Genomic DNA, 18,336 nt, shown 5'->3' on the forward strand with positions numbered 1-18,336 from the left:
CAGCTATTCCGCTGCGTTCCCGTGGTCTGTGATCTGCTGGAGCGCGGCCCATCGAGGATCGACGGGAGCGTCATGCTCTTTCCCGGCGCTTCCGGTCAGCCGCTCGCCGGTCTCGGGATCGAGTCCAGGACAATCCGGCTGACACACCGGCTGAAACGGGAGCGCCAAAACCACCGCGTCCCTGACCAGAGTTTCAAGATCCACGTGGTCGTCTTGAACCTCGAAGTCGTTCGCTTCCTCTCCAGGGTACGCGAAAAGCTCCTGAAACTCGACTTCGACAGGCGCTTCGATCGGATTCAGGCATCGTCCGCACTCTCCGCGGTACGTCGAATCGACCTCGCCGGTGACGAGGATGCCCTCGTGCACGGACTCGAGACGCACGTCGATGTCGAGCTCCTCGCCCTTCGAGACGGCGACGAGGCCCTCGCCCCATTGCTCGGCGAGAGGGATCGTGAGCCGGTGCTCGCGCATCTCGCCGGGTCGGCGAACGATGTCGCGCACGGGCAGCACGAAAGGTCCATTGCGTCGGGTTTTCACCCCGCAAGTCTATCGGCTCCGCCTGGACGACGGCCCGACGCCGCGGCGGCTCTCACCGGTCGCACCCGGTCGCAGGGCCGGATATCAGAGGCCGCGCGCCCCCGTGTCGAGGAACCGCGACACCGCAGGCGGCACGAACGGCGACACGTCGCCGCCGAGGGCGGCGACCTGCCGCACGAGAGAGCTGGACACCAGCGCGTGAGCGGGATCCGGCAGCAGGAACACCGTCTCGATGTCGGCGAGGTGCCGGTTCACGATCGCCATGGGCGACTCGTACGCCACGTCGATCTGCGAACGGATGCCCTTGACCAGGACCCCGGCGTTCACGTCCCGCGCATAGTCGACGAGCAGACCCATGCTCCAGGATCCGACGATCACGGATCCGGAGACCCCGGCCTCGGCGATCGACTCCTCGAGCAGCGCGAGCCGCTGCGCGACCGGCAGCATCGCCTGCTTGTCGGGGTTGTGCACCACGAGCACGTGCAGCTCGTCGTACAGGGCGGCCGCACGACGGATGACGTCGAGGTGGCCGAGGGTCGGCGGGTCGAAGGAACCGGGGACGACGGCGATCCGAGCGCTCACTTCGTCTCCTCACGTCGCTCAGTGCATCGCATGGGACCAGCCTAGCGGCGGGCTCCTCGGTACGAGCCGAGCGCAGGCCTCGCCCAGCGCTCAGTTCTTGGCGAGCGCCGCACGGTCCTCGATGGTCAGGCGCTGGGCCATCGCGTCCCGGAGACCCTCGTGCTCCTCGAGCGCGGGATCCTCCTCGATGATCCCCTCGGCGATCGCCCTGGCCTGCGCGATCAGATCCGCGTCCTTGATGACCCGCAGGAGCTTGAGCGACGATCTTGCCCCCGACTGCCGGGCTCCGAGCACGTCGCCCTCCCCGCGCAGATCGAGATCGACCTCGGCGAGCACGAACCCGTCCAGCGTCGCCGCAACCGCGTCGACGCGGTCGCGGGCTGGCGTTCCCTGCTCCGCCTCGGTGACGAGGAGGCAGAGGCCGGGGACGCCGCCACGACCGATGCGGCCGCGCAACTGGTGCAGCTGCGAGACCCCGAACCGATCGGCCTCGAGGACGATCATCGTGGACGCGTTCGGGACGTCCACACCGACCTCGATCACCGTCGTCGCCACGAGCAGATCGATGTCGCCGCGGGCGAAGGACTGCATGATCGCGTCCTTCTCGTCCGCGGCCATGCGCCCGTGCAGGCCGGCGATGCGCACCGCGCTCAGCGACGGATGCGTCGCCAGTGCCTCCTGCAGCTGGACCACGCCCCACCGGGGACCACGGCTCTCCTCCTCGTCGGCGAAGCGCTCCTGGTCGGCCTCCTCGGCGCCGTCTGCCGTATCGATCGCCGCGCACACCGCGAACACCTGGCGTCCCTGCGCGATCTCCTCCGCCGCACGCTCCCACACCCGCGCGAACCAGCCCGGGTGGTCGGCGAGCGGGGCGACGAAGGTCTCGATGCCCGCGCGCCCGCTCGGCATCGTGCGGATCACCGAGGTGTCGAGATCGCCGAAGACGGTCATCGCGACCGTGCGTGGAATGGGGGTCGCCGTGAGCACGAGCGCGTGCGGGCTGGTGCCCTTCGCGCGCAGCGCCTCGCGCTGCTCGACGCCGAAGCGGTGCTGCTCGTCGACCACGACGAGCCCGAGGTCGGCGAAGGTGGTCTTCTCGCCGAGCAGCGCGTGCGTGCCCACCACGATGAGAGCCTGCCCCGCCGCGACGCGCAGAGCGGCCTTGCGCCGTTCGGGCGCCGACATCTGCCCCGTGAGCAGCGTCGGCATCACGAGCGGCGCGAGCTGAGGGCCGAGCATCTTCGTGATCGAGCGCAGGTGCTGGGCCGCGAGAACCTCGGTCGGTGCGATGAGCGCCGCCTGACCGCCCGTCTCGGCGACCTGCAGCATGGCGCGCAGCGCGACCAGCGTCTTGCCGGATCCGACCTCTCCCTGCACCAGCCGGTTCATCGGCGCACCGCCGATGAGATCCGCCGCGATCGTCTCGCCCACCGCCTTCTGGTCGGGCGTGAGCTCGAACGGCAATGCCGCGTCGAAACGCTCCAGCAGGCCCCCGGGCTTCGCCGGCCGAGCCGTGGCGTCGAGCATGCGCACCAGGTAGCGCTGCTGCATGAGCGCCGTCTGCAGGGTGAGCGCCTCGTGCATCCGCAGGGTGCGGATCGCCGGCGCGATCTCGTCCTTGGTGCTCGGCCGGTGGACACGCTCCAGCGCCGTGCGCGCATCGAGCAGGCCGTCCTCGCGGCGCACCTCGTCGGGCACCGGCTCCGGCACCGGGCCCAGCGCGTCGAGGACCGTGCCGATCATCTTCTCGATCTGCCAGGTCGTGAGGCTCGCCGTCGCCGGATAGATCGGCAGCGGGGTGGTCACGAGCACGTCGGCCTGCGTGCGCGCGCGCAGCTCGTCGTCGAACATCTCGTACTGCGGATGAGCGAACTGGGTGACGCCGCGGTAGTCGCCCACCTTGCCCGTGAACACCCCGCGCCGGCCGATGCGCAGCTCCTTCTCGCGCCATTCGAGCTGGCCGCGGTACTTGGCGAAGAACGTCAGCACCATGCGCCCCACCCCGTCGCCGATGTCGACGGTCATCATCGCGCCGCGACGGTTCTTCATGTCGCGCACGTCGACCTTCATCACCTCGGCGACGATCGTGACGGTCTCCCCCTTCGGGAGATCGAGGATCGGCGTGAGCTCGCCGCGGTTGGCGTAGCGACGCGGGTAGTGCGTGAGCAGGTCGGCGACCACGGACATGCCGAACGCCTTCTGCAGGGTCTTCGCATTGCCGTCGCCGACCGCGACGGCGAGCGGCGAATCGAGACGGAGCGGCATGCTCAGAATTCTAGAGCGGGGCCCGGACGCCGCCGCGCGGCTGTGCACAACCCCGCCGCCGCGCGACCCGGATCCCGGCTGCTCAGCCCTGGAGGAAGGCGAGCGCCGCCTCCCGGAACGGCTTGGATCCCGGCGCGTTGAAGTGGTGCCGTCCGGGGATCTCGAAGAACGTCCCGTTCGGCGAGGCGTCCGCAAGACGCCGCGAGCCCTCGATGATGGGGTCGTCGGAGCCGGTCGCGAACAGGATCGGCTGGCCGGGGGCCGTCGCCGGATCCGGATCGATCGTGCGGGCCTCGCCGCGCATACCCAAGGCCAGCGCGAGCATGACCTCGAGGTCGTTGCCGGGCACCCGCTCGGTGAGCGCGATGTAGTCGCGTGTCGCGGGGTCGGACACCGGCGCCCCGTCGGCGATGTACGCGCGGACCTCGTCGACGTCGAGCCGCTCCAATGGCCGGCCGTCCGGAATGCCGCCGAGCACCGCGCGCGGGATGCGGTCGCCGAGATCGCGCAGCACCTCCCAGCCGACGCGCGCGCCGAGGGAGTAGCCGACGTAGAGGGCCTCGTCCACGAGATACGTGTCGAGCACCTGCTCGATGTCGGTCGCCAGCGTCCGCATCCCGTAGTCCTCGGGCTGGTGCGGCTTCTCGCTGGCGCCGTGGCCGCGCTGGTCGATCCCGAGCACCCGGTAGCCGGCGCGTTCGAGCATCCGTGCCCAGCCGGTGAGCACCCAGTTGTCGCGCGTGCTGGACGCGAAGCCGTGCACGAGCAGCACGACGGGCGCCTCGGGCTCTCCCCAGGAATACGTCGCCAGCCCCACCCCCTCGCCCGCCTCGATGATCTGGGGACGGGGCATGCTGATCAGCTCTGCAAGAGGTTCGGCCACTCCCCTATCCTGCCCCTCCCCGCGGGTCGCGGACGGATCGCGACACCCGCGGCACGCCCCATAGGGTGAACGGGTGACGAGAATCATCGCGGGCTCGGCGGGCGGCACCCGCCTGGAGGTGCCGGGCCACGGCACGCGTCCGACGAGCGACCGGGTGCGCGAATCGCTGTTCGGCGCCCTCGAGTCCATGGACGCGATCGACGACGCGCGTGTGCTGGATCTGTACTCCGGATCCGGCGCGCTCGGCCTGGAGGCGCTCAGTCGCGGCGCACGCGGCGCGGTGCTCGTCGAGCGCGGACGTCCGGCCGCCGCGATCATCCGCCGCAACGCCGCCGCCGTGCGCAAGGCGCTCGCCGCGCCGAAGGGCCCGGACGCGGACCGGCGCGAGGCGGTCGTCGTCGAGAGCGCCGTCCAGGCGTACCTCGGCCGCGCCGCCGGGCCGTTCGACCTCGTGTTCACGGATCCGCCCTACGACCTGTCCGATGCGGACATGACCGCCGACCTCGTCGCCCTGACGCCGCTGCTGTCCCCCGACGCCGTCGTGGTCATCGAACGGGCTCGGCGTGCCACCGCCCCGGACCTCGACGCCGCGGGACTCGCGCTGATCCGCGAGCGCTCGTACGGCGACACGGCGCTGTGGTGGGCGGAACCGGCGCACCGCTGACCGGTGGGGCACCGGCGGGTGGCCCGCCGACGGGTAGCCCGCGATCTCGGCTCGCGCTCCGGCTCCCTGCCGCTCAGGTGCCGACGTCGGCGCCCGCGTCGCGGTACGGGTCCCAGCCGAGGGGTCCCACCGGCTCGCCGTCGTACAGCACCGGCGCGCCCTCCGACGCCGGCACCACGGATCCGATCCGGCGGAAGCCCGGCGGCAGCGCGCCGGCGGGGAACGTCGCGAGCAGCGCGTGGTCCTCGCCTCCGGCCAGTGCACGACGCGGATGCGCGCCGAGGGCCGCCTGCTCGAGCGCGATCGTCACGCCGGAGGCCTCCGCCATCCGCCCCGCGTCCAGGGCGAGGCCGTCGGAGACGTCCATCATCGCCGTCGCGCCCGCGACCGCTGCCACGGGGCCGAGCCCGATGGGCGGCACCGGGCGCACCTGCGCGGCGATCGCCTCCGCCTCGCCCTCGGCGAGCAGCACGGGATCGACGGGCACCGCGGCGCCCGCCGGATGGAAGCGGCCGAAGAGCACCGACAGTCCGTGCGCGGCATGTCCCATCTCCCCCGCGATCGCGACGTCGTCACCGACCCGAGCCCCGGCGCGGGTGACCGGCGCCCGCCCCTCCAGATCTCCGAGCGCCGTGACCGCGATCATCAGCGTCGCCGACACGGTCAGGTCGCCGCCGACGACCGCACAGCCCGGCGCCAGAGCCGCGCAGGCGTCCCTGAATCCGTCGGCCAGGGCCGCCACGAACGACAGGCGTCGATCCTTCGGCACGGCGAGGGCGACGAGCAGCGCCGTCGGCCGCGCTCCCATCGCGGCGACGTCGGCGAGGTTGACCGCCGCGGACTTCCAGCCGAGGTCATAGCCCGTCGACCACGCCGCGCGGAAGTCCGGCCCTTCGACGAGGGTGTCGGTGGTCGCCACGACGGAACCCGAGGGTGCCGCGATGACCGCCGCGTCATCGCCCGGGCCGAGGAGGGCGTCACGACCCGCCGGGGTCCGCGCGAGGATCGTCCGCAGTACGCGGCCCTCGCTCACCTCGCCGATCGTCGGATCCTCTGATCCTGCCGCGACCGCGTCGGGGCCTGGAGCTGAATGGTCCACCATGGTGTCAACGGTAGCCTGGAGGGATGCCCCGTCGTCTCGCCGTCGTCACCGTCCTCGTGCTCACGGCAGGGCTCCTCGCCGGCTGCAGCTCGACCGTTCACCTCAATCCGGCGGACGACGCGAACGACCCGCGTTGCGCCGATGTCACGGTGCGCCTCAAGAACGTGCCCTCGATCGACGGTCACGACCGGCGCTGGACGGACGCGCAGTCGACGGCGGCGTGGGGCGACCCGTCGGTGGTGCTGCTCACCTGCGGTCTGCCCGAGGCGGAGCCCACGAGCGCCCTCCAGTGCATCACCCGGCAGGGCATCGACTGGCTCGTGGACGACTCCCGGAGTCCCAACCTCACGCTCACGACCTACGGTCGCAAGCCGGCCGTGCAGCTGTTCATCAACAGCAAGCCGGGATCCGGCGTGAGCGGCAACGACGTCATCGACAACAAGAGCCTCGCCGCCGCGATCGCCACGATCCCGGCCACCCACGCCTGCATCGAGCGGCCCGGGGCGGATCCGACACCCGCCCCGAGCCCGTCGAACTAGCGGCTCCGTCGCTCCGGGGAGCGCGTCGGACTAGCGACGCAGCCCCGCCTCGATCAGCTCCGTGATGAGGTCGCGGTAGCTGAGCCCGGAGGCGATCCAGCACTTCGGGAACATCGAGATCGGCGTGAAGCCCGGCATCGTGTTCAGCTCGTTGACGACGAGGGTGCCCTCCGCGGTCAGGAACATGTCCACGCGCGCCAGGCCGCGTCCGTCGACCGCCTCGAACGCGCGGATCCCGGCGTCCTGGATCGCTGCGATCTCGGCGTCGGCGAGCTCGGCCGGGCAGACCACGTCCACGCCGTCGCCGCCGAGGTACTTGCCCTCGAAGTCGTAGAAGCCGCGCGAGGTCAGCACGATCTCACCGGGCACCGACGCACGCGCGCCGTCCGCGCCCTCGAGGATCGCGACCTCGATCTCGCGTCCGACGACACGGCTCTCGATGAGCACCTTGTCGTCCTCGGCGAGGGCGATGCGCATCGCCGCGTCGAACTCCGCGGGCTCCGTGACCTTCGAGACGCCGACGCTGGATCCGGCCCGGGCGGGCTTCACGAAGACCGGGAGACCGAGCTCGGCGGCCGCCGCGCGCACGCCCTCGGCGTCCTGCGCCCACTGCCGTGCGCGCACGGTGATCCACGGCGCCACGGCGATGCCGGCCGCCTGCAGGGCGATCTTCATGAAGTGCTTGTCCATGCACAGCGCCGAGTCGAGCACTCCGCCGCCCGCATACGGCACCTCGAGGGTGTCGAAGTAGCCCTGCAGCGTGCCGTCCTCGCCGTGCGGGCCGTGCAGCAGCGGCAGCACCACGTCGATCGGGCCGAGGTCGTCGACCGCGCCGTCGGCGCGCGTCACGCGCAGTGTGCGGATCCCGCCGGGCTCCGGCCACTGGATGCGGGTGCCGTTGTCGGCGACCTCGGGCAGATGCGCGGCGTCGAGCGGGAACTTGTCCGGCTCGTCGTCCTCGAGGACGAAGGCGCCCGCACGGGTGATCCCGACCGGGATGACGTCGTACCGCTCGCGGTCAAGCGCCCGCAGCACCCCTCCCGCCGTGGCGGAACTGATCGAATGCTCGCTGGAGCGCCCTCCGAAGAGCACCACCACCGTCTGCTTGTCCATTGCCCGTCCCTTCCCCCTGAGGGGTGTCGTCGTCGGTGGTCAGATGGGGGGCGATGTCGCGCGGGTCCATGGCGCCGTCCAGCACCATCTTCACCTGCTCGACGATCGGCATCTCCACGCCGGCGGCGCGGGCCAGCTGCAGCACCGGAGCGACGGACGCGAGTCCCTCGGCCGTCTGCTGCATCTGCTTGACCACGTCCTGGAAGCTGTATCCCTGGCCGAGCAGGCGCCCGGCCGTGTTGTTGCGGCTGAGCGGCGACTGGCACGTCGCGATCAGGTCGCCGAGGCCGGCGAGACCCTGCAGGGTCCCCGGCTGCGCGCCGTTCGCCACCGCGAAGTCGGTCATCTCGACCAGTCCCCGGGTGATGATCGACGCCTTGGTGTTCTCGCCGTAGCCGACGCCGTCGACGATGCCGATGGCCACCGCGATGAGGTTCTTCAGCACGCCGCCGAACTCGGTGCCGATGACGTCGGTGTTCACGAAGCTGCGGAAGTAGCGATTGCGCGCGGTGCGCGCGACGATGTCGGCCGTCTCCTGGCTGTTCGAGGCGATCACCGCCGCCGTCGGCTGTTCGCGGGCGATCTCGAGGGCGAGGTTCGGTCCGCTCGCCACCGCGATGCGGTCGGGATCGCAGCCCAGCTCCTGCTCGATGACCTTGCTCATCCGCAGGCCGGAGCTCTTCTCCACGCCCTTCATGAGGCTGACCACCGGGATGTCGGAGCCCTGCAGCAGCGGACGCAGCGCCTTGAGGTTCTCACGCAGGGTCTGGCTCGGGACCGACAGGTACACCTGCTCGGCTCCGGCGACGGCCTCGACGAGATGATGCGTGGCCGTCATGTTGCGCGGCAGGTTGATCCCGGACAGATACTGCGAGTTCCGCTTGGCCTCGGCGATCTCATGGGCCAGCTCCTGCCGGCGCGCCCACATCGTCACCTGGGCGCCCCCGTCGGCGAGGATCTTGCCGAAAGTGGTCCCCCAGCTGCCGGCGCCGATCACCGTGACCCGGGGACCCAGCGGGATCGAGGACGTGCGAGGCTGCGCGTTCCTAGGAGTCAAGGCGCCCCGTCTCCTTCTGCCCGTGCTCGGCCGGGTTCCATCGCTGCGCGGGGGCCTTCTCGCCGCGGACCTCTTCGAGGAGGGCGGTGATCGCCGCCATCAGCCGCTCGGTCGCCTCGACCAGCGCAGCGTTCTCGCCTGCGCGGTCGTACAGGTCGGAGATGTCGACCGGATCCCCGATCACGACGTCGACCCGCTTGCGCGGCGGCCAGAGGCTGAGCCCCTTCTGGTAGCGGCCCATGATGTTCTGGGTGCCCCACTGCGCCATCGGGATCAGGGGGATCCGCCCGGCGAGGGCGAGGCGCACGGCGCCCGACTTGCCGCGCATCGGCCACAGCTCCGGATCGCGCGTGAGCGTTCCCTCGGGGTACACGATCACACCGCGACCGTGCTCGACGAGCTCCTTCGACTGCGCGATGGTCTGCTTCGCCGCGGCCACGGATGTCGCCCGCGCCACGGGGATCATCCCCGTGCCGCGCAGCGCCCAGCCCAGCACGGGCACGCGGAACAGGCTCTCCTTCGCCATGAAGCGCGGGGCGCGGCCGAGCCGCCAGACGGCGACGGCCACGATCAGCGGGTCGAACTCGGAGTAGTGGTTCGGCGCCAGCACGAAGGCTCCGGAGCGCGGCAGCTTCTCGGCGCCGCGGAAGCGGATCTTCGCGAGGAAGGAGACGAAGGGCACCACGAAGACCGCCAGGAACCAGAACAGGCTCGGGCGGCTCTTCTCGGCGGTCGCGCGCATCTCAGCCGATCACGTCGAAGTCGGCACCCAGCGCGGTGAGCTTGTCGAGGAACTTCTCGTAGCCGCGGCTGAGGATGTCGACACCCGAGACCTTGGACTCGCCGGTGGCCGTGAGCGCCGCGATGACGTGGCTGTAGCCGCCGCGCAGGTCGGGAACGACGATGTCGGCGCCGTGCAGCGGGGTCGGGCCGGTGATGACGGCGGCCTGCTCGAGGTCGCGGCGGGCCACGCGGCGAGGGCCGTCCTGCAGACCGTGCGGGTGCACGACGATGTCGGCGCCCATCTTCACCAGCGCGGCTGTGAAGCCCATCCGGTTCTCGTACACGGTCTCGTGCACGACCGAGCGACCCGGTGCCTGCGTGAGGGCGACCACGAGCGGCTGCTGCCAGTCGGTCATGAAGCCGGGGTGGACGTCGGTCTCGACGATGACCGGCTTCAGCTCGCCGTCGCGGCGGAACAGGATCCCGTCCTCGCGCACGTCGAACCAGCCGCCCGCCTTGCGGAAGACGTTGAGGAAGGTCAGCATCTCCTGCTGCTTGGCGCCTCCGACGAAGATCTCGCCGTCGGTGGCCAGCGCGGCGCAGGCCCAGGAGGCCGCCTCGTTGCGGTCGAAGATCGACCGGTGGTCGTAGCCGCGGAGCGTCTCGACGCCCTCGATGAGGATGACCCGGTTCGGCTCGTAGGAGATGATCGCGCCCATCTTCTGCAGCACCGCGATGAGATCCATGATCTCGGGCTCGATCGCCGCGTTGCGCAGCTCGGTCTGGCCCTGGGCGCGCACCGCGGTGAGCAGCACCTGCTCGGTCGCGCCCACGCTCGGGTACGGCAGGTGGATGTTCGCGCCCTTCAGGCCGTTCGGCGCGGAGAGGCGGATGCCGCTGGGCAGCTTCTCGACGACCGCGCCGAACTTGCGCAGCGCGTCGAGGTGGAAGTCGATGGGGCGGTCGCCGATGCGGCAGCCGCCGAGGTCGGGGATGAAGGCCTGGCCGAGACGGTGCAGGAGCGGGCCGCAGAACAGGATCGGGATCCGTGAGGCCCCCGCGTGCGCGTCGATCTCCTCGAAATGCGCCGACTCGACGTCGCTCGGGTCGAACACGAGCGCGCCGGGCTCGTCGCCCTCGGTGACGCGCACGCCGTGCACCTCGAGCAGCGAGCGCACGACGGCGACGTCGCTCAGGTCGGGGACGTCGCGCAGCGTGCTCGCGGTCTCGCCGAGGAGGGTCGCGACCATCGCCTTGGTCGCGAGGTTCTTCGCGCCCTTCACGTCCACCCGGCCGTGCAGTGGACGTCCGCCGCGGATTGCCAGTACGTCGCCCGAGGGCTTCGAAGCGAGCGTGGTCTCGTGCAGCGGTGTCGTCATTCAGGGCCTCTTCTTGTGGAACGGGCGCGGCCGGAGCCGCCGGGCGGATGCCCTGGGCTCACGGCCGCGTCCGGTTCAGAGAACAGGAAGCGTACGTGGCCGCCACGACTCGCGGCGGGCCTCGAACTGCGCGATCTTGTCTTCGTTGCGCAGCGTGAGCCCGATGTCATCGAGCCCTTCGAGGAGCCGCCATCTAGTGTAATCGTCGATCCCGATGGAGGTCTGGAAGTCGCCGATCGTGGCGGTGCGCGCCTCGAGATCGACCGTGATCTCCCGGCCGGGATCCTCGTCGATCAGCGCCCAGATCCGCTCGATGTCGGCCTCCTCGACGGTCGCCGCGAGCAGGCCCTGCTTGCCGGAGTTCCCCCGGAAGATGTCGGCGAACCGGGGGCTCAGCACGACCGCGAAGCCATAGTCGCGCAGCGCCCAGACCGCGTGCTCGCGGCTGGATCCGGTGCCGAAGTCGGGTCCGGCGACGAGCACGGACGCGTTCCGGAACGGCTCCTGGTTGAGCACGAAGTCGGGATCCTGACGCCAGGCGTGGAACAGCGCGTCGTCGAAGCCCGTCTTGGTGACGCGCTTCAGGAACACCGCGGGGATGATCTGGTCCGTGTCGACGTTGGAGCGCTTCAGCGGTGCGGCGACACCGGTGTGGGTGGTGAACTTCTCCATGATCAGGCCTCCTGCCCGTTCTCGACGAGGTCGCTCGGGCTGGACAGCGTGCCGCGCACGGCGGTCGCGGCCGCGACCAGCGGCGACACCAGGTGCGTGCGTCCGCCCTTGCCCTGTCGGCCCTCGAAGTTGCGGTTCGAGGTGGACGCGCAGCGCTCCCCCGGGGCGAGCTGGTCGGGGTTCATCCCCAAGCACATCGAGCAGCCGGCGAAGCGCCACTCGGCGCCGAAGTCGGTGAAGACCTTGTCCAGTCCCTCGGCCTCGGCCTCGAGGCGCACGCGGGCGGATCCGGGGACCACCATGACGCGCACGCCGTCGGCTTTCTTCTTGCCCTGGATGACCGAGGCGAAAGCGCGGAGATCCTCGATCCGGCTGTTCGTGCACGATCCCATGAAGACCGCGTCGACCTTCACCTCCTTGAGCGGGGTGCCCGGAGTCAGGTCCATGTACTCGAGCGCACGCTCGGCGGCGCTGCGCTCGTTCGGGTCGACGATGTCGGCGGGGTCCGGCACGTCCGCCGACAGGGAGACGCCCTGACCGGGGTTCGTCCCCCAGGTGACGAACGGCTCGAGCGCGTCCGCGTCGATGAACACCTCGGCGTCGTACGTCGCGCCTTCGTCGGTGGGCAGGGTGCGCCAGTAGGCGACCGCGTCGTCCCAGTCCTGCCCCTGCGGCGCGTGGGGCTTCCCCTGCACGTACGCGAAGGTGGTCTCGTCGGGCGCCACCATGCCGGCCCGGGCGCCGGCCTCGATCGACATGTTGCAGATCGTCATGCGGCCCTCCATGGAGAGGGCGCGGATCGCGCTGCCGCGGTACTCGAGCACGTAGCCCTGTCCCCCGCCGGTGCCGATCTTCGCGATCACCGCGAGGATGATGTCCTTCGCGGTGACACCGGGGCGCAGGGTCCCCTCGACGGTGATCGCCATGGTCTTGAACGGCTTCAGCGGCAGCGTCTGCGTGGCCATGACGTGCTCGACCTCGCTCGTGCCGATGCCGAAGGCCATCGCGCCGAACGCACCGTGCGTGGACGTGTGCGAGTCCCCGCAGACCACGGTGATGCCGGGCATGGTGAGACCGAGCTGCGGTCCGACGACGTGCACGATGCCCTGCTCGGCGTCACCCAGCGAGTGCAGGCGCACGCCGAACTCCTCGGCGTTGCGACGCAGCGTCTCGATCTGGGTGCGGCTGGTGAGGTCGGCGATCGGCTTGTCGATCGCCAGCGTCGGAGTGTTGTGGTCCTCGGTGGCGATGGTCAGATCGAGGCGGCGCAGCGGACGCCCCTCGGTGCGCAGGCCGTCGAAGGCCTGGGGGCTGGTGACCTCGTGCACGAGGTGCAGGTCGATGTAGATGAGATCGGGCTCGCCGTTCTCGCCCTTCACGACGAGGTGGTCGTCCCAGACCTTCTCGGCCAGGGTCCGGGGGCGGGGGGCTGCGTCATTCATGCGTTGCTTCTCCAGAGGGTCAAGGTGCGGCCCACGCGAGACTCCGCGGCGAGAGAGGCCTAGATCGAGGTCTCGCCGCGGCTGCTAAGGAGAAGCACCGCCTGCATGGCCACGAGCTTACCCCCGGTCAGGGTGGGTGTTTCCCACCCACCCTGACCGGCGCTGGAGGCGTGCGGTCACTCGGCGAGGGCGCGCTCCCGGCGCTTCTCGCGTCCCGAGGCGATCAGGCTCGCCCCGGTCGCGCCGAGCATCGCGACGACGATCACCGTCAACGACAGCCAGATCGGCACGTCGGGCGCCCATTCGATCGGCTTGCCGCCGTTGATGAACGGGACGCTGTTCTCGTGCATCGCGTGGAGCACGAGCTTCACACCGATGAATCCGAGGATCACGGCGATGCCGTAGTGCAGGTAGCGCAGGCGGTCGAGCAGGTCGCCGAGGAGGAAGTAGAGCTGGCGCAGACCCATCAGCGCGAAGATGTTGGCGGTGAACACCAGGAAGCTGTTCTGCGTGATGCTGAAGATCGCGGGGATCGAGTCGATCGCGAACATCAGATCCGTGACGCCGATCGTGACGAACACGATGATCATGGGCGTCCACACGCGCTTGCCGTCGACGACCGTCCGCAGCTTGGGGCCGTCGAAGTCGTCGCTGACGGGGACGAGCCGGCGGACCATGCGCACCGCGAAGCCCTCCTTCGCCGCGGTCTCGTCCTCCTGCTCCTTCTCCGGCATGGCCTGGCGGATCGCCGTCCAGATGAGGAACGCGCCGAACAGGTAGAACACCGGCGCGAAGTTCTCGATGATCGTCACGCCCAGGAGGATGAAGATGCCGCGCAGCACGAGGGCGATGATGATGCCCACCATCAGCACTTCCTGCTGCAGCTTCCGCGGCACCGAGAACTGGGCCATGATCAGCACGAACACGAAGAGGTTGTCGATCGAGAGGCTGTACTCGAGCGCCCACCCGGTCAGGAACTCGCCGGCGTGCTGTCCTCCGGCCACCGCGAGCAGGAGACCGGCGAAACCGAGCGCGAGCGCGACGTAGAAGACAACCCAGAGGGTGGACTCCTTGGTCGAGGGGATGTGCGGGCGCCACCGCACGATGAGCAGATCGCCGATGAGGATCAGCAGCAGGACGGCGAGCGAGACGACTTCGAACCAGACGGGAACGTCCACAGGGGCCTTTCGAGGGGGTCGGTCAACGGCCGAAAGTCTCTTCCCCGCCGAACGGCGGTCACGCGCCCGGAGGCCCGCCGGCGGGCCTCGTGATGACGATCGCGTGAAGTCGGAATACTCCCCTTCGCGGAATCAGTCTACCGGACGCACGCGATCTATGCGTCGTGTCCGCACCGGCAGGATTCGCGGATCGTCCTCCACAATCGGCCGTTCGGCGCAATTCTCCACAGCTCGGAAAATATCGCTGATCAGAGGATTCGAATGTCGGTGGCCCCGAGGAGAATCGGGGTATGACGACGTTGGAAGCGATCGCGGCGCTGATCCCGACCCTTGCGGGGCGGATCCGTGCCGGCGCGAGCGCGTCCGACGTTCAGGAGGTCATCGCGGGACTCGGTGATGCGGAGACGATCGCGGCATGTCAGGAGGCGGTCGAGATCGGCCGTCTCACGGAGCAGATCCAGCTGCTCTGCGCCGGGCAGATCGCACGCCGGTCCAGCCGATCGGCGGGGCACGCAGGGCTGGCGCAGTCGCGAGGGCACCGCTCCGCGGCGTCGTTGATCCAGGAGCTCGCCGGCACAACCAAGAGCGAGGCGGCACGCCAGGTGCGCGTCGGAGAGGCGCTCCTCGAAGACGAGGTGCGCGACGACAGCCCGGCGGAGACCGGCGATGCCACACGGTCGTCGGAACCGCCGTCGTCAGAACCGTCCTCGGGCGATTGGCGGGAGCCGCTCCGAACCGGGCTGCGATCGGGAACGCTGACCTCCGCCCAGTTCGACGCGATCCGCAGCGGACTCGGCGATCCGCCGGAGGACGCCGCGGCCGCCTGGGCGCAGGCCGCCGCGCAGCTCATCGAGGAGGCGCCGCAACGCACCGTGGAAGAGCTGGGGGCGTCGGCGCGAGCGATCCGAGACCTGCTGGACCCGGAGGGCACCCAGGCGCGATTCGACGCCCGATACGAGCGCCGCTCGTTCCGGACCTGGTTCGACCATGAGGGCGTACGGCACGCCTCGGCGGTCTTCGACGACGAGGGCGGAGCTTTCGTCGATGCGGTCTTCGCGTCTGCACTGCGTCCGCGCCGGGGCGGCCCGCGGTTCGTCGACGCCGACGAGAACGCACGAGCGGCGGACCTCACCGCCGACCCCCGCACGAACGAGCAGCTCTCCTACGTCCTGCTGCTGGATCTGATCCGCGCCGGCGCGCTCGCCGAACCGGAAGGCGTCTTCGGCACGCGCCAGGCCGGGCTGCGACTGGTGCAGACCGTCGACCGGCACGGCGATTCTGCCCCGATCGCGATCAGCGAGGACGGACTGACGGCGCTGCCGGCGGCCGTTGCAGAACGGCGGATCTGCGAGTCCGGCACCGTTCCCGTGACCGTAGACGAGTGCGGGAATCCCCTCGACGTCGGTCGCGAATCGCGGCTGTTCACGCCCCGGCAGCGCATCGGCCTCGCGATCCGCGACGGCGGATGCCGGTGGACCGGCTGCGATCGGCCCGCGTCATACTGCGAGGCGCATCACATCGACGAGTGGGCACGCGATAACGGACGCACCGACATCGACCGCGGGATCCTGCTCTGCCGCTTCCACCACATGCGGTTGCACCACGGCGGATGGCGGATCACCCGTATCGGGACGGACGACTTCGTGCTGCACGACCGCGGCGGTGAACGCACCACGCTCCGACCGCGGGTCCCCGTCCGCTACGCCTGGGGCGACGTGGATCCTCCTCCGAGGCGGTTCCACCCCGCCGCCTGACGCGCCCCGGCACCCAGCGATCCGACGGCCGGCTCAGACCTCGTCGAGCGCGTCGGGCGTGTCGACCGCGCCGCCGAAGCGACGGTCGCGGGAGAGGTAGATCCCGATCGCACGCCACAGCTCCTCGCGCGAGAAGTCCGGCCAGAGCGTGTCCAGGAAGACCATCTCCGCATACGCCGACTGCCAGAGCAGGAAGTTCGACGTGCGCTGCTCCCCCGAGCTGCGCAGGAAGAGATCGACGTCCGGCATGTCGGGGATGTACAGGTGCCGGCGGATCGCCTTCTCCGTGATCGCACTCGGGCGCATCCGCCCGGCCTTCACGTCCTCGGCGATCGCGCGCATCGCATCCACGAGCTCCACCCGGCCGCCGTAGTTGATGCACATGGTCAGCGTGAGCGTGTCGTTGCCGCGCGTCAGCTCCGACGCGTACTCCAGCTCCTTGATGACGGATCCCCACAGGCGCGGTTTGCGCCCCGCCCACCGGATCCGCACTCCCCACTCGTTGAGCTGATCGCGGCGCCGGTGCAGCACGTCGCGGTTGTACCCCATGAGGAAGCGCACCTCCTCCGGGGAGCGCGCCCAGTTCTCGGTCGAGAACGCGTACACGCTCAGGTGCTTGACGCCGGCCTGGATCGCCCCGGCCACGACATCGAGCAGCACTTCCTCCCCCGCCTTGTGCCCCTCGATGCGGTTGAGTCCGCGTCGGTTCGCCCATCGGCCGTTGCCGTCCATGACGATCGCCACGTGGTTCGGCACCGCCGGGAACGCAGGCGGTTGAACGCCGGTCCAGTCCAGCGGACGGTACGGGACGGCGTCCTTGTGCGTGTACGGCTTGGGGCTCAACGGTTTCCCTCCACGAGCGAGAGCGAGCGGATCCCCCGCTCGAGATGCCACTGGGCATAGGCGGCGATGACGCCGGACGCGGCCGCGGTCTCACGGTCGGACGCGGCGTCCACGCGCTCCCAGTCCCCGGCGAGAAGGGCGCGGAGCACCTCGATCGCCGTAGCCGGGATCCGCGGACTGCCGACGGGAGCGCACTCGTCGCAGACGATGCCCCCCATCTGCGCCACGAAGACCGTGTGCGCGCCGGGCTTCGCGCACCGGGCGCAGTCGCTGAACGACGGGGCCCAGCCCGACAGCGCCATGACGCGCAGCAGATACGAATCGAGGATGCTGCGGCTCGCGTGCTCGCCCCGGGCGAGGGCGCGCAGGCCCCCGACGAGCAGCAGATACTGCTCGGGCGTCGCCTCCGCGTCGTTGAGCCGGTCCGCCGTCTCGACCATGGCGTTCGCCGCCGTGTAGCGGTCGTAGTGCAGCGCGATGTCGGCGCCGTAGGAGCCGAGCGACTCCGCCTGCTGCACGATGTCGAGCGAGCGCCCCTGGTACAGCTGCACGTCCGCGACCATGAACGGCTCGAGGCGCGAGCCGAACTTCGACGAGGTGCGCCGCACCCCCTTGGCCACGGCCCGGACCTTGCCGTGCGCGCGCGACAGCATCGTGACGATCCGGTCCGCCTCACCGAGCTTGTGGGTGCGCAGGATCACCGCTTCGTCTCGGTAGGTGGGCATTCCTCGATCATCCCACTCCCGGGGACAATAGAGCTGTGACCGAACCGACCTTCACCATCCCGCTCTGGGCCGATCTGCTGGGCGTGGGCCTGGGCGGCGTGCAGGGCGCGATGTTCGCGAGCGGCTTCCGGGGCGAGCGCCGCCTGGACCTTCTCGGCGTGGCCATCATCGGCATCATGATCGGCATGGGCGGCGGACTCATCCGCGACATCCTGCTGGGGCAGCCGCCCGCATCCCTCCAAAGCAACGGGTATCTGCTCACCGCCGGCGGGGCAGCTCTCGTCGGAATGCTGCTGGCCGGGCTCTTCCAGCGGCTCAACGCCGTGGTCGTCGGGCTCGACGCTGTCGTGATCGGCATGTTCGGCGCCTTCGGGACGAGCAAGGCGATCGCGTTCGGTTTGCCGGAGGTCCCGGCGATCTTCATCGGGGTGTGCGCCGCCGCCGGCGGCGGAGTGCTGCGCGACGTGCTCATGGGCCTTCCGGTGTCGATCATGCACGTGGGTTCGCTGTACGCGGTCGCCGCAGGCGCGGGCTGCGCCTTCATCGTGATCGCGCACGGTCTGGGGATGGGGATCGTGCTCGCGGCCGTCATCGGGATCGTCGTGACCGCCGTGATCCGCGTCCTCGCCGTCGTCTTCGATCTGTCACTGCCGGAGCAGCGCGCCCTCTACCGTCGCCGTGTCGCGGCCGAGACGGGCATGATCCCGATCATCAAGCCCTGACCCGCGTCGCGACTCTCCGGGAGCAGCCCGAAAGACCAGGGCAGACGTCTGCGCCCCGGTCCCGGCAGATCTGCCGGGACCGGGGCGCAGGCGCAGTCACGCGGGCTGTGGCGCCGCGGACGTGTCCTCCGCACACGGGGTGACGGTGCGGAGAAG

General features: G+C 70.4%; 18 protein-coding genes. 4 read left to right on the top strand and 14 right to left on the bottom strand.

What is annotated here, in order from left to right; translation table 11 throughout:
* Positions 1–3: 3 nt before the first annotated feature.
* The 4 genes from WFJ01_RS05165 to WFJ01_RS05180 form a co-directional block, all read right to left on the bottom strand.
* On the bottom strand, positions 4–471 hold the full coding sequence (locus WFJ01_RS05165) for a YceD family protein (RefSeq protein WP_251442367.1): 468 nt from the start codon (positions 469–471) through the stop codon (positions 4–6).
* A gap of 150 nt (positions 472–621) precedes the next feature.
* Positions 622–1,119, bottom strand: coding sequence for a pantetheine-phosphate adenylyltransferase (gene coaD / locus WFJ01_RS05170; RefSeq protein ID WP_251440871.1), 498 nt, complete (start codon positions 1,117–1,119; stop codon positions 622–624).
* 90 nt (positions 1,120–1,209) lie between these two features.
* On the bottom strand, positions 1,210–3,384 hold the full coding sequence (locus WFJ01_RS05175) for an ATP-dependent DNA helicase RecG (protein ID WP_295032898.1): 2,175 nt from the start codon (positions 3,382–3,384) through the stop codon (positions 1,210–1,212).
* Between the two features lie 82 nt (positions 3,385–3,466).
* Positions 3,467–4,237 carry an alpha/beta fold hydrolase gene (locus WFJ01_RS05180; RefSeq protein WP_336628609.1) on the bottom strand — a complete coding sequence of 257 codons (771 nt, stop codon included), beginning with the start codon at positions 4,235–4,237 and terminating at the stop codon, positions 3,467–3,469.
* Between the two features lie 103 nt (positions 4,238–4,340).
* Between WFJ01_RS05180 and rsmD the strand changes: the two genes are divergently transcribed.
* Entirely contained in the window at positions 4,341–4,931 is a 591-nt protein-coding gene (gene rsmD / locus WFJ01_RS05185; RefSeq protein ID WP_295032900.1) for a 16S rRNA (guanine(966)-N(2))-methyltransferase RsmD, read from the top strand.
* A gap of 73 nt (positions 4,932–5,004) precedes the next feature.
* Here rsmD and thiL read toward each other — a convergent pair whose 3' ends face one another.
* Complete coding sequence (gene thiL, locus WFJ01_RS05190; RefSeq protein ID WP_336628395.1) at positions 5,005–6,033, bottom strand: thiamine-phosphate kinase; 1,029 nt, start codon at positions 6,031–6,033, stop codon at positions 5,005–5,007.
* A gap of 23 nt (positions 6,034–6,056) precedes the next feature.
* On the opposite strand from thiL, the gene WFJ01_RS05195 reads away from it, so the two are divergent.
* A complete protein-coding gene (locus WFJ01_RS05195; RefSeq protein WP_336628396.1) occupies positions 6,057–6,572 on the top strand; it encodes a DUF3515 family protein in 516 nt (171 codons plus the stop codon).
* Positions 6,573–6,602: 30 nt separating this feature from the next.
* On the opposite strand, the gene WFJ01_RS05200 is transcribed toward WFJ01_RS05195, so the two are convergent.
* The 7 genes from WFJ01_RS05200 to WFJ01_RS05230 all read right to left on the bottom strand — a co-directional run bounded on the left by WFJ01_RS05200 (position 6,603) and on the right by WFJ01_RS05230 (position 14,136).
* Positions 6,603–7,685 (bottom strand): D-alanine--D-alanine ligase family protein, encoded by a 1,083-nt coding sequence (locus WFJ01_RS05200; protein ID WP_336628397.1) that lies wholly within the window; start codon positions 7,683–7,685, stop codon positions 6,603–6,605.
* Positions 7,591–8,742 carry an NAD(P)H-dependent glycerol-3-phosphate dehydrogenase gene (locus WFJ01_RS05205; protein ID WP_336628398.1) on the bottom strand — a complete coding sequence of 384 codons (1,152 nt, stop codon included), beginning with the start codon at positions 8,740–8,742 and terminating at the stop codon, positions 7,591–7,593. Before WFJ01_RS05205 ends, WFJ01_RS05200 begins: the two co-directional genes overlap by 95 nt.
* The gene (locus WFJ01_RS05210) at positions 8,732–9,484 is read right to left on the bottom strand and encodes a lysophospholipid acyltransferase family protein (protein WP_336628399.1); all 753 of its coding nucleotides are present in this window, start codon (positions 9,482–9,484) and stop codon (positions 8,732–8,734) included. The genes WFJ01_RS05205 and WFJ01_RS05210 overlap by 11 nt, the downstream gene beginning before the upstream one ends.
* 1 nt (position 9,485) lies before the next feature.
* A complete protein-coding gene (gene murA, locus WFJ01_RS05215; RefSeq protein ID WP_251440916.1) occupies positions 9,486–10,844 on the bottom strand; it encodes a UDP-N-acetylglucosamine 1-carboxyvinyltransferase in 1,359 nt (452 codons plus the stop codon).
* Positions 10,845–10,919: 75 nt separating this feature from the next.
* Positions 10,920–11,516: a 3-isopropylmalate dehydratase small subunit gene (gene leuD, locus WFJ01_RS05220; RefSeq protein ID WP_251440919.1), complete on the bottom strand. Its 597-nt coding sequence runs from the start codon at positions 11,514–11,516 to the stop codon at positions 10,920–10,922.
* A 2-nt stretch (positions 11,517–11,518) separates the two neighbouring features.
* Positions 11,519–12,958 (bottom strand): 3-isopropylmalate dehydratase large subunit, encoded by a 1,440-nt coding sequence (gene leuC, locus WFJ01_RS05225; protein WP_251440921.1) that lies wholly within the window; start codon positions 12,956–12,958, stop codon positions 11,519–11,521.
* Positions 12,959–13,134: 176 nt separating this feature from the next.
* Complete coding sequence (locus tag WFJ01_RS05230) at positions 13,135–14,136, bottom strand: TerC/Alx family metal homeostasis membrane protein (protein ID WP_251440944.1); 1,002 nt, start codon at positions 14,134–14,136, stop codon at positions 13,135–13,137.
* A 290-nt stretch (positions 14,137–14,426) separates the two neighbouring features.
* Between WFJ01_RS05230 and WFJ01_RS05235 the strand changes: the two genes are divergently transcribed.
* Positions 14,427–15,890: an HNH endonuclease signature motif containing protein gene (locus WFJ01_RS05235; RefSeq protein ID WP_336628400.1), complete on the top strand. Its 1,464-nt coding sequence runs from the start codon at positions 14,427–14,429 to the stop codon at positions 15,888–15,890.
* Positions 15,891–15,923: 33 nt separating this feature from the next.
* Here WFJ01_RS05235 and WFJ01_RS05240 read toward each other — a convergent pair whose 3' ends face one another.
* Both WFJ01_RS05240 and recO read right to left on the bottom strand, forming a co-directional pair.
* Complete coding sequence (locus WFJ01_RS05240; RefSeq protein ID WP_251440962.1) at positions 15,924–16,733, bottom strand: isoprenyl transferase; 810 nt, start codon at positions 16,731–16,733, stop codon at positions 15,924–15,926.
* Entirely contained in the window at positions 16,730–17,458 is a 729-nt protein-coding gene (gene recO, locus WFJ01_RS05245) for a DNA repair protein RecO (protein WP_251440963.1), read from the bottom strand. The genes WFJ01_RS05240 and recO overlap by 4 nt, the downstream gene beginning before the upstream one ends.
* 35 nt (positions 17,459–17,493) lie before the next feature.
* On the opposite strand from recO, the gene WFJ01_RS05250 reads away from it, so the two are divergent.
* Positions 17,494–18,180, top strand: a complete 687-nt coding sequence (locus WFJ01_RS05250) for a trimeric intracellular cation channel family protein (RefSeq protein ID WP_251440977.1) — start codon at positions 17,494–17,496, stop codon at positions 18,178–18,180.
* The last annotated feature ends 156 nt before the right edge of the window (positions 18,181–18,336 follow it).

It is taken from the genome of Microbacterium sp. MMO-35, assembly GCF_037147555.1.
In the GTDB taxonomy this organism is placed as follows: Bacteria; Actinomycetota; Actinomycetes; order Actinomycetales; family Microbacteriaceae; genus Microbacterium.

Excerpts from the sequence above, each read along its gene's own strand:
- WFJ01_RS05165 (WP_251442367.1), bottom strand. The coding sequence starts at position 471 with ATGCGCGAGCACCGGCTCACGATCCCTCTCGCCGAGCAATGGGGCGAG.
- murA (WP_251440916.1), bottom strand. The coding sequence starts at position 10,844 with ATGACGACACCGCTGCACGAGACCACGCTCGCTTCGAAGCCCTCGGGC.
- WFJ01_RS05235 (WP_336628400.1), top strand. The coding sequence starts at position 14,427 with ATGACGACGTTGGAAGCGATCGCGGCGCTGATCCCGACCCTTGCGGGG.
- WFJ01_RS05175 (WP_295032898.1), bottom strand. The coding sequence starts at position 3,384 with ATGCCGCTCCGTCTCGATTCGCCGCTCGCCGTCGCGGTCGGCGACGGC.
- WFJ01_RS05180 (WP_336628609.1), bottom strand. The coding sequence starts at position 4,237 with ATGCCCCGTCCCCAGATCATCGAGGCGGGCGAGGGGGTGGGGCTGGCG.
- WFJ01_RS05195 (WP_336628396.1), top strand. The coding sequence starts at position 6,057 with ATGCCCCGTCGTCTCGCCGTCGTCACCGTCCTCGTGCTCACGGCAGGG.
- leuC (WP_251440921.1), bottom strand. The coding sequence starts at position 12,958 with ATGAATGACGCAGCCCCCCGCCCCCGGACCCTGGCCGAGAAGGTCTGG.
- leuD (WP_251440919.1), bottom strand. The coding sequence starts at position 11,516 with ATGGAGAAGTTCACCACCCACACCGGTGTCGCCGCACCGCTGAAGCGC.
- recO (WP_251440963.1), bottom strand. The coding sequence starts at position 17,458 with ATGCCCACCTACCGAGACGAAGCGGTGATCCTGCGCACCCACAAGCTC.
- WFJ01_RS05200 (WP_336628397.1), bottom strand. The coding sequence starts at position 7,685 with ATGGACAAGCAGACGGTGGTGGTGCTCTTCGGAGGGCGCTCCAGCGAG.
- WFJ01_RS05210 (WP_336628399.1), bottom strand. The coding sequence starts at position 9,484 with ATGCGCGCGACCGCCGAGAAGAGCCGCCCGAGCCTGTTCTGGTTCCTG.
- thiL (WP_336628395.1), bottom strand. The coding sequence starts at position 6,033 with ATGGTGGACCATTCAGCTCCAGGCCCCGACGCGGTCGCGGCAGGATCA.